10 protein-coding genes are annotated in these 15992 nt (G+C 63.6%); 2 read left to right on the top strand and 8 right to left on the bottom strand.

Annotated elements, in window-relative coordinates; translation table 11 throughout:
- Positions 1-68: 68 nt before the first annotated feature.
- The 3 genes from ACW4QM_RS02015 to ACW4QM_RS02005 all read right to left on the bottom strand — a co-directional run bounded on the left by ACW4QM_RS02015 (position 69) and on the right by ACW4QM_RS02005 (position 4515).
- A complete protein-coding gene (locus tag ACW4QM_RS02015) occupies positions 69-740 on the bottom strand; it encodes a 4Fe-4S cluster-binding domain-containing protein (protein ID WP_451917284.1) in 672 nt (223 codons plus the stop codon).
- Between the two features lie 99 nt (positions 741-839).
- Positions 840-1370 carry a DUF4430 domain-containing protein gene (locus ACW4QM_RS02010; protein WP_451917285.1) on the bottom strand — a complete coding sequence of 177 codons (531 nt, stop codon included), beginning with the start codon at positions 1368-1370 and terminating at the stop codon, positions 840-842.
- Positions 1371-1842: 472 nt separating this feature from the next.
- Positions 1843-4515: a hypothetical protein gene (locus tag ACW4QM_RS02005; RefSeq protein ID WP_451917286.1), complete on the bottom strand. Its 2673-nt coding sequence runs from the start codon at positions 4513-4515 to the stop codon at positions 1843-1845.
- 2384 nt (positions 4516-6899) lie between these two features.
- Here ACW4QM_RS02005 and ACW4QM_RS02000 point away from each other — a divergent pair.
- Positions 6900-7577, top strand: a complete 678-nt coding sequence (locus tag ACW4QM_RS02000) for a DUF3990 domain-containing protein (protein WP_451917287.1) — start codon at positions 6900-6902, stop codon at positions 7575-7577.
- Positions 7561-8193, top strand: a complete 633-nt coding sequence (locus tag ACW4QM_RS01995) for a helix-turn-helix domain-containing protein (protein ID WP_223900638.1) — start codon at positions 7561-7563, stop codon at positions 8191-8193. Before ACW4QM_RS02000 ends, ACW4QM_RS01995 begins: the two co-directional genes overlap by 17 nt.
- Before the next feature lie 316 nt (positions 8194-8509).
- On the opposite strand, the gene ACW4QM_RS01990 is transcribed toward ACW4QM_RS01995, so the two are convergent.
- From ACW4QM_RS01990 to ACW4QM_RS01970, 5 genes are all read right to left on the bottom strand, one after another.
- Entirely contained in the window at positions 8510-9382 is an 873-nt protein-coding gene (locus ACW4QM_RS01990; RefSeq protein ID WP_161128194.1) for a mechanosensitive ion channel family protein, read from the bottom strand.
- A 72-nt stretch (positions 9383-9454) separates the two neighbouring features.
- Positions 9455-11359, bottom strand: a complete 1905-nt coding sequence (gene pknB / locus ACW4QM_RS01985; protein ID WP_455798161.1) for a Stk1 family PASTA domain-containing Ser/Thr kinase — start codon at positions 11357-11359, stop codon at positions 9455-9457.
- A gap of 96 nt (positions 11360-11455) precedes the next feature.
- Positions 11456-14239 carry an FtsW/RodA/SpoVE family cell cycle protein gene (locus tag ACW4QM_RS01980; protein WP_451917847.1) on the bottom strand — a complete coding sequence of 928 codons (2784 nt, stop codon included), beginning with the start codon at positions 14237-14239 and terminating at the stop codon, positions 11456-11458.
- Complete coding sequence (locus ACW4QM_RS01975) at positions 14236-15570, bottom strand: Stp1/IreP family PP2C-type Ser/Thr phosphatase (RefSeq protein WP_455798149.1); 1335 nt, start codon at positions 15568-15570, stop codon at positions 14236-14238. The genes ACW4QM_RS01980 and ACW4QM_RS01975 overlap by 4 nt, the downstream gene beginning before the upstream one ends.
- Positions 15570-15983: an FHA domain-containing protein gene (locus ACW4QM_RS01970; protein ID WP_022741684.1), complete on the bottom strand. Its 414-nt coding sequence runs from the start codon at positions 15981-15983 to the stop codon at positions 15570-15572. Before ACW4QM_RS01970 ends, ACW4QM_RS01975 begins: the two co-directional genes overlap by 1 nt.
- Positions 15984-15992: the final 9 nt, after the last annotated feature.

Here is a 15992-nt window from a genome sequence, read left to right as displayed (position 1 = left end):
GATTTCCAAAAAAGTGGTGACCAAAAATGTGAAAACTTTTGTCGGTCATGGCTCCAAAAGGCGCTCGCCTACCAGTTGGAGGGCTTCTCCAGCGAGAACGAGGTGGGCTGCCATTCCACGACAGAGCCGGCACGCCTGGTGGCTGGCACATCGATCAGGCGCTGGTTGGAGGAGCCGCACCACTTCAGCTCAAGGGACTTGCGCGACTCCACGAAGGGGCCATCTACGAGCACGTCGATGGAATCCAGCAGGTCTCCCACGGCCAAGTCGTCGGCGATGTCGGCGAGAGCCCCACTGACCATCGCTTCCTCAGGGTTCTCGTGGAGCGCCTCGCCGCCGAGTGCCCCGATCCGGCGATCGCGCTCGGCGCGGGCTTTGTCGGCTCGTTTCGCCAGATCTTCATAGAGGTAACCGGAATAACTCCAGACTCCGTAACCGTTGCGCTTCAGCTCGGCCGCCAGGGCTGCGCAGGCCTTCGGCTGTTCGAAGGGCTCGCCGCCGGAGAGGGTGACGTCGTGCACGAGGCCGTTGGCACGAATATCGGCCAGAAGAGCCGCGAGGGTCGTTTCGGTGCCGCCCTCGGCTGGCTGGCTTTCGGGGTTGTGGCAGCCGGGGCAATGGTGCGAGCATCCCTGCACGAACACGGCGTAGCGCAGGCCAGGGCCGTCCACGATGGAGTCGGGCACGGTGCCATACAGCGAGATGGTGGTGTTTTCGAAGTTGTTTTCCATAGCCGCCATTGTAGCGCACCCCGGCCCGTGCAGCCGTCGCCTGCGCTTCTGTCATAAAGTTGGCACGACCGTAAAGCCCATTGTGCGTTCGGGCAATTTGCTGCCCTCTTAGCTCACGTAGACCCAGCGAACAGCATCGCCCTCGTGGAGGATGTAGTTGCTTGCGGCCGTCATGGGCATGGTGCCGTTAACGGCGTAGATCCACCCGCTGGTGCCACTCATCATCTTCTCGGCCAGGCCATTTACGGCCGACACATAGGAGGATGAGCCCTCCAGGGAAAGCCCTGTGGCCGCGAGGGCGTCGTAGGCCGTGGCGCCCTCGGGCAGCTTCAGCGTGGCGGAAGCCATGGTGGCGGGAAAGCCCAGGCTTGTGGCGGCGGAGCTGTCGACGACGACGGACACGGCGATAGAGGCCGGGGCAGGGGAAGGCGATGGATTTGACGGGTTGAAAGGTCCCGACGAATCCGAGGACGTGGAAGACGACGCAGGAGCGGAAGAGCTGCCGCTCTGGCCGCCTGCGGCGTTCGAGGCGCCTCCCGAGGCAGGGGCGCTCCCGGGGCGATCGGCGCCCGCAGCGCCGTCCGGATCGTCGGCGCTTGTCGTGCCATTGCTTGTGCCGGAGACTTCGTCATCATGCAACGAGGGCCCGTTCTCGGATGCGCCTCCGTTGGAAGACGAGCTTTCGGATGGTGCGGCGTTTTCGGCGTTCTCCGATGAGGATCCTTCCGCCTCCGCGTTCTGGACTGCTGGAGTACCCGTACCGTCGACGTCTGTTCCGTATGCGAGCGTTGCGTTGGGGCCTGAGGGGGAAGCGCCGGGCAGAGCGGCGTTTCCCGTCAGGGGCAAGTTGGCGTTCCCTGCGAGCAGTAGTAGCGAGAGCGCCAGGCCTGCTGCCGAGCAGAGGCCCAAGGCGCTTCCCGCGAGAAGCCGATGCCGGCGCCGAGAGCCCTGGAGCTGAGCGGCTTCAGGGCTCTCGGCTGCGATCGTGGGCGTCGGCTCGCAGTCCGCGTCGATCGCAACGGGATGCGCCGGATCAGAGGCCGCGACCTCGGTGCTGGGCGTTAGTTCGGTGGCGTCGATTGGGCGCTCTTCGCTGGTCTCTGCCCCCTTCTTAGGCGTCATGGCTTCCCGTTTCCTTGTCGATGCGGCGGCGTGGCCCTCGAACGAGGTGGGCAGCTCCAAGGAGTCCGGCGACGGAGAGGAGCGCCAGCGCCACCGCCGCTGTCTGGTTGCCGTTCTCGGTTGCAGCGCCCTCGGCCAGTGAGCTGTTGGAAGCGACGGAGGAAACGCGATCAATGTTCGCGCCGCTCGCCTTCGCCAGCGGCGTGGGGTTGTCCGCTACCGCTTCTGCGATTCTGTCGGGGGCAACCCCACCGGCGTCTGCGTCGGTGCCAGCTGCCGCCGCCCTGGTGTTGGAGGAGCCCTGCAGCACAGTGGTGTCGAAGGGGGTTCGGGCCGCAGCGCCGGCGTTCAGCGGCGCGCCGCTTCCCGCGCCGGCCATTGGCGTCTTCCCGTTTGCGGACGTCCCGAGGGACGTTGTGCCCGCGTTCTGGGAAGTCGGATTCTTGGGATTGCTCTTGCCCGGGCCTGTAGGACTCTCCGGCTTCTGGGGCGTTTCCGGGTTCTGCGGCTCGCCCGGCGTCTCGGAGTCGGTGCTCGGCCGCGGTGCTGGCGGCTGCGAGGAGAGGCCCAAGGCGAACAGATGGCCCGAGTCGTTCACATAGTAAAAAGTGCCCGCGCCGCCGTAGGCCACCGAGGCCATGGCGTAGTTGTGCATCCCTGCCGGGGGATCGAAGACGAGCTGTGCCTCCTGGTCGCCCAGTCGATAGGCGAAAACGCCGCCGCCTGAGGTGTAGTCGGGCCACGAGCCGCCCGCGCCGTTGCAGGTGAACAGCGCCACCACACCCGCACTGTCGCGCACCAGAAGCGGGGTGCTCTTCACCTCGCCAGGCAGCGGGCTTCCGTCGGCGGCGGTCACGGTAGCCGTCAACGCCAGCGTAGCGGCGTCGATGGCCGCCAGAAGCCCCTGGCCGTTCTGGCTTCCGCCCACGTACAGAACGCCGTCGGCGAGAGCCGGCGTGGAAGTTGAGTAGTCGCCAAACGATACGGCCCCTACCTGTGTCAGCGCTCCATTGGCCCCGACCGACACCTTGTGCAGAGTGCCGTTGGTCGTGACCACGTAGGCGAACCCGTCGACGGTCACCACGGTCGAACGCACGGGGGCACCCAGCGCGAGAGTCGCCGCCGGCTCTCCGTCTGTCGAAGCAGCCGAAACGGCTCGCAGCACGCCATCGTCCCCTGCCACCACTAGGTAATCGCCCACTGAAGCCGCTCCCGACCAGTAGTAGCCGGCATCGGTATTCTTTTGCATCCAGCGGATGGCGCCGGTGCTCGCGTTCACGCACAGCGCCCAGCCTTCGTAGGTTTGCGACCAGTCGGCTGCTGCCGTGAAGGCGTACAGGTAGTCGCCGCTCACGGTGAGGGTGGAAAGCCCCTGCTGGTCATAGGCGACCGCTGCAGCCCCGCCTCCAGACCCCGAGGCCACCTCCTGCACCGCCGCCGGCAGCGCCTCGGTGAGCCACCGCGTCTGCAGCGTGAGGGCCGAAAGCGCCTGCAAGCGTCCGTTGTTCAGTGGCACCACGATAAGGCCCTTCGTGTAAACGGGGCGACAACCATAAGCGGTGCCGTCGGCCAGCGGCACTACCTCAACCACGGCACCGGTAGACGCGTCCAGTTTCAGGAGCCGCGAGCCGGTGGCGAAGAACACGTATCCGCCGGCAACCACGGGCTCCGACCACGAGGCGTAGTCGCCCTGGGCAAAGTCGTAAGTCCATCGCGCCGGCAAACTGCCCAGCGTGGAACCCACCACCGCCGGTTCTCCCGCGGCTGCGCCAAAGGAACCCCAATCGGCTTCCCACTCCGCGCCTGGCTCATCAGGATTCACCACGATGTCGGGCGTGGTGGCCGGCCCTGTTGCATCCACATAAACGAGTTCTAGCACGTCTCCGTCTTGGGGATGGTAGCTGCTGGCCATGACGTCGGCGTACTCGCCGTTGATAAGGAACGCCCAGTACGACCAAGGCGCGCCCGCGCTCATGGCCAATGTTTGGCTGCGATCGGGAGTTGTGATCGAGTAGGGGCAGCCGCCATCAAGGCTGTAGAAATATCCCGCCTTGTCAAGCAGATCAGCAAAGACGTCCCATGCGGAGGTTTTGGCGCTATCCTTCACAGCGTATTTTTGGGGTGACACCCAGTTAACCGCCTGAAGAGGCTCGCCAGTGGCGTGAGGCAAAAGGCCAGTTACACGTGCAGAAATTGTGGCCGATACCGGTTTGGCGGGCTCCGGCGGCACAGGATCTGCCGGTTCAATCGCTTCTCCCTGAGCTATAGGCTTGCGCATGGGACCGGCTTCCATGGTGTTGAAGCCAGCGGAAACCAGACATTTCAGATGCTTGCCCACATAGGAATCGGGGATGACGAAAGAAGGCTTGTGGACGTTCTCGTCAGCCAGTTCAACATACTCCCCGTCCCAAGAATCGGCACTGTACCAGGTATAGGTAAGTTCATCGGGCGACAGATAGCTACCAGCTGTACCAGCATTGGTAGTATTGCGAGCCGCCACGCCAATGGTTCGGCCCGACCAGAAGGTGAAGTTGCTATCTGCTGGCATCTGGTCGAGAGCGGCGTAGTACAGCTCGTGTGTGCCTGGCTTTCGGAAGGGGCCAGCAGCAGAGGCATTCGCAGAGACCACCGTGTTGTCTCCCGTGCACGCCGCTACCGACACCCAACACCCTTCAAGGGATTCGGGCACCGTGAAAGTCGAACCTGTTTCCCCTTCGATGATGTGCCAGCTGTTATCGTCGAAGTCAGAGCTCTTCGGTTTCTCTGCTGACCAGCGCCAGGTATATTCAACGTTCGTGTTTATAGGGGCATCACCCCAGTGAGTGCTCTTATAAGCTTGGGCCTGCAACGTACCTCCGATTTCCTTTGAGGAGGATGCGTTCAAAATGCTCACCCAGTAAAGCGTCGTTACGCCCTTCGGCAACACCTTTCCCGGCTTGGTTTCGCACGTGCTACTGCCTGGAACCCCATTTTTGGCTTTGGCAACAACTTTGAGATAGCACCCAGTACAATCTTTCGGGACTTTGAATGACGCCCCCTGAGTAATTTCTTTAAAGGGGCCATCCTGCGAATCGCTCACTTGCCAGGAGAAATCAACGTCCGAAGCTCCATAAAGGGTGTGGGGATCATCAAAGTCATAAGCGCGAGCTTCAAGGACATCTTCGACATTGCAGGAAGGAACGCTTTCCAACTCGCTGCTGCCAAAGCCTTCACCGTTCCAAGAAAGCAGAATGTAATCCAGCTTGATTTGGTCGGGAGCGATTACGGGACCGGGAGTGTTGTAGCCTATTGAGGCAGGTGTGTCGAAAGAGCCGCTTGGGCCATAAAGCGTCTGCCCATCGCCTTCGACACGCACGCGGATGTATTTGCCCGCAAGCTTGGTGGCGAGCTCCTTGGTTATGGTGAGGGAAGGGCAGGTCTCGCCTTCAATGGCCGCAAACTCCTCGTCGGCTGCCTCGCGGGAATCAGCGGCGAGCCACTGATATGACCAGCGATCTTGCGACGGAATGCGTGCAGCGGGATCCGCTTGGCCGTCGAACACATTGGCCCAAAGCGTTGTGCCTACCTTAAGAGATTTCGCTTCAATTATGTTAGAACTTGTTGAGGCCGAGTTCGATGACGATTGGAGAAGTGCGTAAGACTTTTCGTCCAAGGCTGTTTTCTTTGGCACGGGGGGTTTGATGGGGCCGCAGGCGCTTAGAGTGGTGTAATTTCTTCCGCTTTTGGGCCCCTCCACCGAAATGTCGCCACAGGAAATGCGAACACGGAGGTATTTGCCGTTGAATCTCGTGCGTAGTTCGTCAGTAAGCTCAAGAGAAGATTTTGTCTCGCCCTCGATAGGGGCAAAATCGTTGGAGCTTGCGCTTGGGCCTACCAGCCACTGATAAGTCCATCCGAACTCGGCGTCAACCCGTTTGTCCTTGGCCGACCAAGCAACGGCATACAAGGTCTCATTGCGCTGTAGAAAGCCGGGTAGAGCGCTGGTTTTCCAGGGTCTCTCGCTGCGGGATATCATGGCGAAGCTGGAACTTGTTAGCGCAGTTCTTGCTTTCGATGCGACTGTCGTGACTTCTGAAGAGGCGGTCGTCTCGCTTGCGTCGGTGTTTTCCGAGAAGGTGGGCGCCTCGTCTGTCGCTGTGCTTTCCGCAAGCCCTGCTGCGGAGTCTTCCGCAATCGCTTTTGCTGCAGATGCTTCTGCAGGCGCGTCGCCGGTCTCGTCGCCCCAGGCCGGCAAGGGCGTGAGGGTGAGGGCGAGCGCCAAGGCAAGGAACAGGGATAAGAGTCGCCGCGACCACGGCTGAGGGGCGTACGCTGAGCGCACGCGGGGGTTTCCGACCATGCGGAATCACCTACTTCCAGGGCTGTCGTGCGATGAGCAGGTGTTCCGACTTTGCGTCTTCTGGGACATCTGGCGCGCCCGCCATCGCCTTCTCGCGCCGCGTTGCCCGAGCCTGTAGAAGGCGTGGGACCGGTTTCGAAGGCGAGCGAATGCCCCATCGGCTTTTACGGTTCCTGGTAGAGCAGGGGAGTCTCACCCCTATTCCCCTCGGCCGCGCGTTTTCGGCAACGGCGACCGGCGCGGCGCCCCGCGCAACCCATCAGTGCCAATGCCGCCATTGTAGCATCATCGCTGAGCGTCTCGCTAAGCATTTCCCAGATCGAGCGGTTTGGTACCGCGCGGGGCGATCCCGCCCCTGCCGCTGGCAAAATGAGACGGTTTGGTTCCCCGTTTCAGGCCAACTTCGCCGATTTGGTACCCACGGGTTGAAGAAACCCCAGGTCGCAAAAATGACAACACGCTTTTTCGGATACCAAACCGCCCGTCTTGCCAAAGGCGGGGTACCAAATCGGCCATCCTGCCACGAAAAGATACCAAAGCCCGCTATTCTGCCAGCAAATGCGCGCCGTCGGGTACCAAACTTCGCGTTCTGTCAGCAAATGCGCGATGGGGGTGCTCGCGTGGCCGCGCTTTCAATTCTGTCTTGGTCGTTTACCGTGATGGTTCAATATGCTATACTCCCAAAGGAGTAGAGGAGGTGAGTCTCTATGGTGAAGACGCTGTACCACGGGTCGAAGGACATCATCGAGCACCCGCGCTACGGGGCCGGAAAACCCTACAACGATTACGGGCGGGGGTTTTATTGCACGGAATCTCTCGATCTCGCGAAGGAATGGGCGGTGGCCGTCGATCGCGGAGGGTTTGCCAACATCTATGAGCTCGATTGCGCTGGCCTCGCCATCCTCGATTTGAACGGGGATGAATACGGGCTCCTCCACTGGCTGGCGCTCCTGCTCCGCTACCGCGAGTTCGACGCGTCGGGCCCCTTGGCCTTCGAGGCCAAGCAGTATCTTCTGGAAAACTTCGCCATGGATCTCACCCCCTATGACGCCATCGTAGGCTACCGGGCCGACGACAGCTACTTTTCCTTCGCCCAGGATTTCATCTCCGGCGCCATCTCCTACCAGCAGTTGGGCCGCGCCATGCATCTGGGCAGGCTCGGTCAGCAGTTCGTGCTGAAGAGCGAGCGCGCCTTCGACCGGCTGCGCTTCACCGGTTACGAGGGGGCCTCGCGCGACGAGTGGTACGAGCGCAAGATGAGCCGCGACCGGGCGGCGCGCCGCGAGTATTTGGACGAGGAGCGAAACCGGCGCCAGCCAGGCGATCTGTTCATAACGACCATCATGGACGAGGGAATGGGGGCCGGCGATGAGCGCCTACGATGAGGTCTACCTGCAACCGGCCCGCGCGAATATGGGCCGTATGTTGGATGTGGCCGTGGGCAGCATGGGCTTCGGGCTGGGGGAGTTCTATGGGCTGTTCCTCGCTTCCGGCCTCGCCCGCCGCTTCGGGGCCGGAGACTACGCTCTCATTACGGGATGCTCGGGGACGGAGCTGGCCTTCCGCGTCGCGGTAGAGGTACAGGCAGAGGAGCCGCCGCGTCCCCGGGTGCGTTACCGCTACGACCGCAGCCCTGAGTACTGGTGCGGTTGGGCGCTTGCCCGCTACCAGTGGGAGACGGCGATGACCTTCGACATGATCAACCGCATCACGCCCATCGAGGACGTCCGAAAGATGTACGACGCCTACCACGAGATGGACATCCGCCATTTCGAGGATGCGTTGAATGAACGCCGCGCCCGCTTCTTTCGGCCGCCTCTGCGCATGCGGCGCATGGCTGCGAAGCTGAGCCAGGCCCAGCTGGCCGTCATCTCCGGCGTGCCGGTGCGCAGCATCCAGCAGTACGAGCAGCGCCGCAAGGACCTGAACAAGGCCGCCGCCGAAACCGTGGCCGCCCTGGCCCGCGCCCTGTTCTGCTCGGTGGAGGATCTGCTGGAATAGCGTCCAGTAGCGATTCGCCGGAACATACGGTTCCTTAATCCGAGGGCTGCGGGCGCCAGCGTGCCTACAGTCCTCGGGCAACGTTTACCCAACAGCTTATGTTGCGGCGTATGTCAAGACTTTCCTGTCACCAGGTTTTGCGTATACTGAAATCAAGCCTTGTTCCCGCCATATACTGCGATGGACCGACGTATTATGACGAGGGAGCTCTAGAAGCGGTTGGAACGGAGATTCGCATCCGTTGATGCGAAAGCCGGGAGACCCGATGCGAGCACCCACCTTTTGAGGTGGGTTCATCCTCTGGCGTGGGGCAGGGCTATTTTTGTGCCCCGTCTTCCTCGTCCTTCACGGGCACGAGCGAACCGGTGGCGTCGGTAAGTTTCTGCCCGGTCAGGTCGCCCATGGCCTCCTCGATAAGATGGTTGTGCACATAGGGGGCCACGGCGCGGATAGCGGCATCGGTGGCAGAGGAGGCTTTGGAAGCCTCGGCGATGGTGAAGCTCAGCGAACCTTTGAACCCGTAGTCGGTGATGGACGAGAACGATACGCTGGGGCGCTTCTTCAGCTTGCTCACACGGGCGACGGCCTTCTCGGCGGCGTCCTCAATGTGATGGGCCGTGGCGGTGAGGCGCTCGCTGTTGGTGGTGACCACCAGGGGAATGGAAATCTCATTCAAGGGCGACAGCTTGCAGACGGCCGTGGAAGTCATGAGCGAGTTGGGGATGTTGGTGATGGTGCCCGAACTGTCTTTGATGGAGGTGTAGCGCCAGGTGACGTCCTGCACGACGCCGGTGACGCCGGATGGTCCCATGCGGATGTTGTCGCCGGGTTCCACGGTGCGCGACACGCTGACGGTCAGGCCGCCGATGAGGTTCGAGAGCGTGTCCTGAAAACCCAACGACACCGCGATACCGACAACGCCCAGGCCGGTGACCATGGCGGAGATGTTCACGTTGAAGCACATCGACAGCACGCAGCAGATGCCGATGACCCACACGATGATGCGCACGAGATTGATGAAGATGGAGCTGGAAGGCAGAAGCGTCGTCTTGTTCAGCACGCGGCGCATAAAAGCCACGGTGATGCGCGCGACGACGAAGGTGATCGCGCAGATGATCACGACGCCGAGCAGGGTGTTGAACCAATCGGCGTGGATGAACTTATCGAATATGTCGAGCAAATTGGGCATGGCCCCATTATAGAAGGGCGCCTCCATCCCAAAGGAGGAGGCGCCCGGTTTTCACGGTTTCGTTATGCGATCCTAGTTGGTGGAAGGGGTGGTGGTGCCGGTGTCGCCGCCCTGGTTGCCCGGGTCGGTGGTGCCGGGGTCGGTCGTGCCCGGATCGGTGGTGCCACCAGGATTGTTGGTGCCGGGGTCGGTCGTGCCGGGGTTGGTGGGCTGCTCCGGCTTGGGGTCGGGCTCGGGCTCCGGCTCGGGGCCCTTCGAAATGGTGATCTGCACGGTAGCGCCAGGCTTCACCTTGTCGTTCAGCGGATCCTGCTTCATGACGCGGCCCTCGCCCTGCTTGTCGCTGTACTCGCGGGCCTTCACGTCGGCACCGAAGCCCTCAGACTGCAGCTTGTCGATGGCCTTCTCCTCGGTCATGCCGATGACGTTGGGCACGGTCGTCAGCTCGCTTCCGCGGGAGGTGACGACCTCGATGGTGGTGCCGGGCTTCACCGGGTCGCCGGCGGCGGGGCTTTGCGAAATGATCTTGCCCTCGGCGACATCTTCCGAGTATTTGCTCTCGGCTTCCACAACCTTAAGGCCGGCGTCCTCGGCCGCCTGGCGCGCCTCGTCCATGGTCATGTTCTTGAAGTCGGGCGCGTCCACGGTATCGGGCCCCACGGCAATGGTGAGGGTGATGGTCGTACCCTTCGGCTGCTTGGTGCCGCCGGCCGGGTCTTGCTGCAGCACGGTGCCCTCATCGACGGACTCGTCTTCCTTAGGAGTGGTAGTTACTTGGAAGCCCGCTTGCTCCAAGGTGAATGTCGCCTCGTCCAAGGTATTGCCCACCACGCTGGGCACCTCGATGGGCTCGTCGGCAGGGGCAGCCGGCTTGAAGCCGCCGGACACGGCGAAGGCGATGCCGGCCACCAGCGCGATGGCCAAAATGGCGCAGAGGGCGATGATAACGGGCTTCTTGCTCTTCTTCGTGTTGGCGTCGTGGAAGTTCGTCGCTTGGAAATTGCCCGTGGAACTCGGCGACATGGCCGCTGTGCCGCCGGCAACCGTCGGCATAACCTGGGTGCTCGTGATGCCCGGCACGGGAGCGGGCACGGCGCCCATCATGCGGGTCTGGGCCTCGGTGAACGACGAGCTCATGGCGCCGGCTGGCAGGGTGACGGGGCGTCCGGCCAGGTAGTCGTTCAGTGCGATGCGCATGTCGTTGGCCGTGGCGAAGCGGCGCGCCGGATCCTTCGAGAGGGCCACCATGATGATGTCCTCGAGGTCGGGGTCGATGTTCGGGTTGATGGAAGAGGGCGCGGCCGGCTCGTCCTTCACCTGCTGCATGGCCACCGATACGGCGTCCGGGCCATCGAAGGGGAGCTTGCCCGTGGTGGCCTCGTACAGCACGATGCCCAGCGAGTAGATGTCGCTGGCGGCCGTGAGATCTTTGCCCTGGGCCTGTTCCGGCGAGATGTAGTGGGCGGTGCCCAGCACAGCGGACGTTTTGTCGTTCACGGAATTCTTCGCCCGGGCGATGCCGAAGTCCATCACCTTCACGTTGCCATCGGGCTGCACCATGATGTTCTGCGGTTTGATGTCGCGGTGGATGATGTCCTGGTTGTGGGCGACGGTGAGGGCCTGGCACACCTGGGCGCCGATTTCGGCGGCCTTGCGCTGGTTGATGGCGCCGCGCTGCTGAATGGCGGTCTTCAGGTCGGACCCGCGCACGAACTCCATGACGATGTAATAGGTGTCGTCGTCTTGGCCCCAGTCGTACACGTTCACGATGTAGGGGCTCTGCAGGTTTGCAGCCGCCGCGGCTTCCTGGCGGAAGCGCTGGGTGAAAGAGGGGTCGGCGGCGAATTGGGGCAGCATCACCTTCACGGCGACGACGCGGCCCAGCGTGCTGTCTTGGGCGCGGTACACCTCGGCCATGCCGCCGATGCCGATGCGATCCTTTATCTCGTAGCGGCCGCCGAAGACCTTGCCCGTCATTGTTCCCTGTCCGGTCACCTTGATACTCCTTAAAGTTCCATGTACGAGTGCGTTTGCGGTTTAAGTATGCGAACTCTGGTGAGTCTTGCCATTGTACTACAGCGCCCCCGTCACTTCGAGAGCCGTTTCCAGAACGTCGTGGGCGGCGCTGGCGCCAGCCCCCGATTCGCCCTTCTCGATGACGACGGCCACCACGACCTTGGGGTCAGCAGCGGGGGCCATTCCCACGAACCAGCTGTCGTCGCTGCCGTCACCGCGCTCGTGGGTGCCGGTCTTGCCGGCCACGGCCACGTCATCCAAGGCCGCCTTGCCGCCGGTGCCTTCGGTGACGACGCCCTTCATGATGTCGATCTCGGCGGCGGCGGTGTCGGCATCCATGGCCTGCTTCAGCTTCACGGGAATGGGCGAGAAGCTGCGCTCGCCGTTGGCGTTGTAGATGCCGTCGACCAGGTAGGGCTGCATGATGGCTCCCTCGTTGGCGATGGCGGCGCCCACCAGCGCCATCTGCAGCACGGTGGCCTGGGGTCCGGCGGGGCTCTCGTGCTCGCCCACGGGCTCGCCGCAGGCGGCCCAGGCGGTTTCCCAGGTGGTCATTTCCTCGGGGTCGGGCATGAGGGACGTGGCCAGAGGCAAATCGAAGGGGATGTCCTCGTTGAACCCGAAGCTGCACGCCATCTGCACGAGCAAATCGCTGCCGAGCTGCACGCCCACCTGGCCGAACACGGTGTTCGACGAGTACCACATGGCCTGCTCCAGGGTGATCTTGCCGTAGGAGCGCTTCTTCACGTTGGTCACCGGCGCGTTGCCGATGTCCATCTCGCCGGGGGAGTCGTAGGTGGTGTCCGCCGTGGCAATGTGATCCTGCAGCGCGGCGGCCAGGGTCACCATCTTGAAGGTGGAGCCGGGCGCGTACAGTGCCTGGGTGGCGCGGTTGAACAGCTCGGAGGAATCGCTGCCGCCGTCCGCGGCGGCGGTGAGCAGCTCCTCGTAGTTGGCGGCGTCGAAGGTGGGGGAGGAGGCCAGAGCGTACACGGCGCCGGTCTCGGGGTTCAGGGCCACCACGGCGCCTACCTGGCCGGCCAGCGCGTCTTGCGCCGCCTGCTGGATGCGGGAATCGATGGAAAGCACGACGTCGTTGCCTTTGGTCTGGATGCCCGCGAGCGAGTTCACCACATCGGTAAAGCTGGCGAAGTTCTGCTCGCCGCGCAGGGTGTCGTTGTAGGCGGCTTCGATGCCGGCGGTGCCGAAGCGCTCAGAGGTGTAGCCCACGATGTGCGCCGCCAGCTCGCCGGCGGGGTATTCGCGCTTGTAGGAGCCGTCCTCTTGGCGCACCGATGTGGCGAGTACCGTGCCGTCGGCAGTGGAGATGGTGCCCCGCTCCATGCGGGCCTCTTTCGCGATGGTGTGGTTGTTCGACGGCATGCTCTGGTATTCCGGCGCCTTGATGACCATGAGGTAGGTGAGGTTGGCCACGAGCACTGCGAACAGCACCGAGAAGACGATCATGGTGCCGGTGAGTCGCTTGCCCAACGCCACGCGTCCCAGCACGGCGTCCGACCCGTGGGCGCCGATGGCCCCGGTCTGGCGCATTTCGGAATCGACGCCGGTGCCCTCGTCGCCGCAGCGCAGCAGGCAGCCGACGATGATGAAGCTGGCGATGAGTGAGGAGCCGCCCTGGCTGATGAAGGGCAGCGTGATGCCGGTCAGGGGAATGAGGCGCGTGACGCCGCCGACGATGATGAAGGCCTGCAGCACGATGATGGAGGTGAGGCCCACGGCAGTGAACGAGCTGACGTCGGATTTCGCCCGGGCCGCCGTGACGATGCCGCGGATGGCGAAGCACAGGTACAAAAGCAGCACGCCGGCCGCGCCGAGCAGGCCCGTCTCCTCGGCGATGACGGGGAAGATGAAGTCGCTCTCGGCGACGGGGATGCCGCCCTCGGCTACGGGCTGACCGCCCATGCCCCGCCCGATGCCGGTGCCGAACAGGTCGCCGTCGGCGATGGAATAGAGGCTCTGCACCAGCTGGAAGCCGCCGCCCTGAGCCTCGGCGAAGGGATCCTGCCAGATGGCGACGCGGGTCTGCACGTGGCCCATCATGCCGTAAAGGGCCACGGCCGCAATGGCCGCAAGCCCAATGGAGACCACCAGGTAGAGCTTCTTCCCCGTGGCCACGTACAGCATGATGACGAACACGGAGAACAGTACCAGGGCGAGGCCGAGGTCCTTCTCCAACACGACGACGATGAAGGCGAGCGCCCACATAACGATGAGAGGCAGCAGCGTGGCGAGGCTCGGCAGCCACAGCGGGCCCACCTTCCACGTGAACACCGAGAGCATCTCGCGGTTGGCGGCCAGGTAGGCGGCGATGAAGAACACGATGAGGATTTTGGCCAGCTCGCCGGGCTGGAAGCTGAAGCTGCCGAAGCGCAGCCACAGTTGGCCGCCGCCGGACTCATAGCCGATGACCGGCAGCATGGGCGAGAGCAAAAGCAAGATGCCCACGATCATGAGCGTGTACTTGTAGTTGGCGAGCTTATCGAGGTTGCGCACCACGGCCAGGGTGGCGATCATGGCCGCCACGCCGATGAACAGCCAGAGCAGCTGGTTCACGGCCAAGTCGGGCACGATGCGGGTAACGAAGGCGATGCCGATGCCCGACAGAGCGAACGAGATAGGCAGGATGGCCGGGTCGGCCGCAGGCGCGAGCAGGCGCACGGCAATGTGAGCCACGAGGAATGCGGCGAAGATGCCGAGCGGCACGCCCAGGGTGTTGAAGGACAGCTCCTGGCCGCCGGTGACCACCATCATGGCGAAGAGCACGATGACGATGGGCGAGGCGATGAGCAGGAGCATCAGCTCTATGTTGCGCCGGGTCATCGGTTGGTTCCTCCCGAGGCGCCTTCCTGTGCGCCGTTCGTGCCGGTGCCGGGGTTGATCGTGCCCGTGCCGTTCGTGCCGGAGCCAGCGCCCGATGAAGGCGACGCACTTTGCGAGCCGCCCGTCGTGCCTTGTGCGTCCGTGCCGCCCTGCGCGCCGCTGGCCGTGCTGCCGCCAGCACCTTTCGCGCCCTTTGCGGGCTCTTCCGGCTTGTTGGCCTCGGCCGCTGCCCGGGCCGCCTCCTCTTCAGCGGCACGGCGGTCGGCGATCTCCTTCTCATACTCGGCGACGAGGCTGTTGGCGGCTTCCAAAGAATCCACCTTGATGCCCTCCTCGCGCAGGCGATTGGCGGTGCCCGGCTGCAAGTCATCCAGGGCCACATCGGTCACGCGATCGAGATGGTTGAATGACAACCCGAAGATGTCGCCGGGAACGCCCTGGTACACGGCGACTTTCCCATCCTGGGCCACCAAATAGGCGGCGTTGGACGCCAGGTAGTTGAACCCGTAGGCGCATCCGGCGATGATGGCCACCAGCAAAAGCGCCAGCATGATGGCCGTCGCGCGGCTCTTGCGCGTCAGCTTGCGGCGGTGCTGCTCGGCCAGACCCGTGACGTCCACGACGATGACGGTGACGTTGTCGTAGCCGCCTCGGCCCACCGCCTCGTTCACCAGCTGAGCGGCGCAGCGCTGAGGCTCGCTGTGGTTGGCGAGGATCTTGGCGATTTGGTCATCTTCCAGCATGGTGGAAAGGCCATCGGAGCACAGAAGCAGGCGGTCGCCGGCTTCCACGGTGATTTCGAACAAGTCGGGCTGGGTGCGCGGGTCGCTGCCCAAAGCGCGGGTGATGACCGAGCGCTGGGGATGCACCCGGGCCTCGGCCTCGGTAATTTGCCCGGCCTCGATAAGGTCGGCCACAAGCGAGTGGTCGCGGGTGAGCTGCTGCATCTGCCCCTTGTGCAGGAGATAGGCCCGCGAGTCGCCCACCTGGGCGATGACGAGCTTATCCTTCTCCAGTATGGCGGCGGTGCAGGTACAGCCCATGCCGGCACGTCCGACGCCTTCGCGGGCCGCGCGGATGATGGCGAGGTTCGCCTCTTCCACGGCCTGGCCGAGCGCCGAGGCATCGGGGTGTGCCGGTGCGCGGTCGCAGATGACGTCCACGGCGATTTCGGACGCCACTTCCCCGGCGGCGTGGCCGCCCATGCCGTCGCACACCACGTACAGCGGCGGGGCGACGGCCAGCGAGTCCTCGTTGTGCTCGCGCACGCAGCCGACATCGGTGCGACTGCCGAAAGTTGCGCCGCTCTTCTTGCGCTTTGCCCGGGCCATTATTGGTTCCTCACGCGGATGTCGACGTCGCCGATGGTAACGAGATCCTTGTTGCGCAGGGCTACCGGGTCATGGACGGGGCGTCCGTTCACGGCGGTGCCGTTCTTCGAACCCAAATCTTCCACGAAGAGGTTCTGGCCCATCAGCTGGAAGCGGGCATGACGGCCGGACACGTAGCCGGCGCCGATGACGATGTCGGCCCCGGGCGAGCGGCCCACGATGACGGGCCCGTGCACGGCGATGGAGACGCCGCGCAGCTCTTTGGGGCCGCGTTCCACCGACACCGTCCAGCCGCGTTCCTTCTTGCGGGAACCTTTGACCATGCCGATGCCGGTGCGCATGATGGCGAACAGAAACAAATAGAGCAGCGCCACGAACAACAGGCGCGCGATGAGCAGAACGAGATCGATCACCGATAGCCT

Source organism: Adlercreutzia sp. CNCM I-6207 (assembly GCF_977072305.1).
Note: the sequence above shows the minus strand (reverse complement) of the source record. Positions and strands in the feature narration are given on the sequence as shown.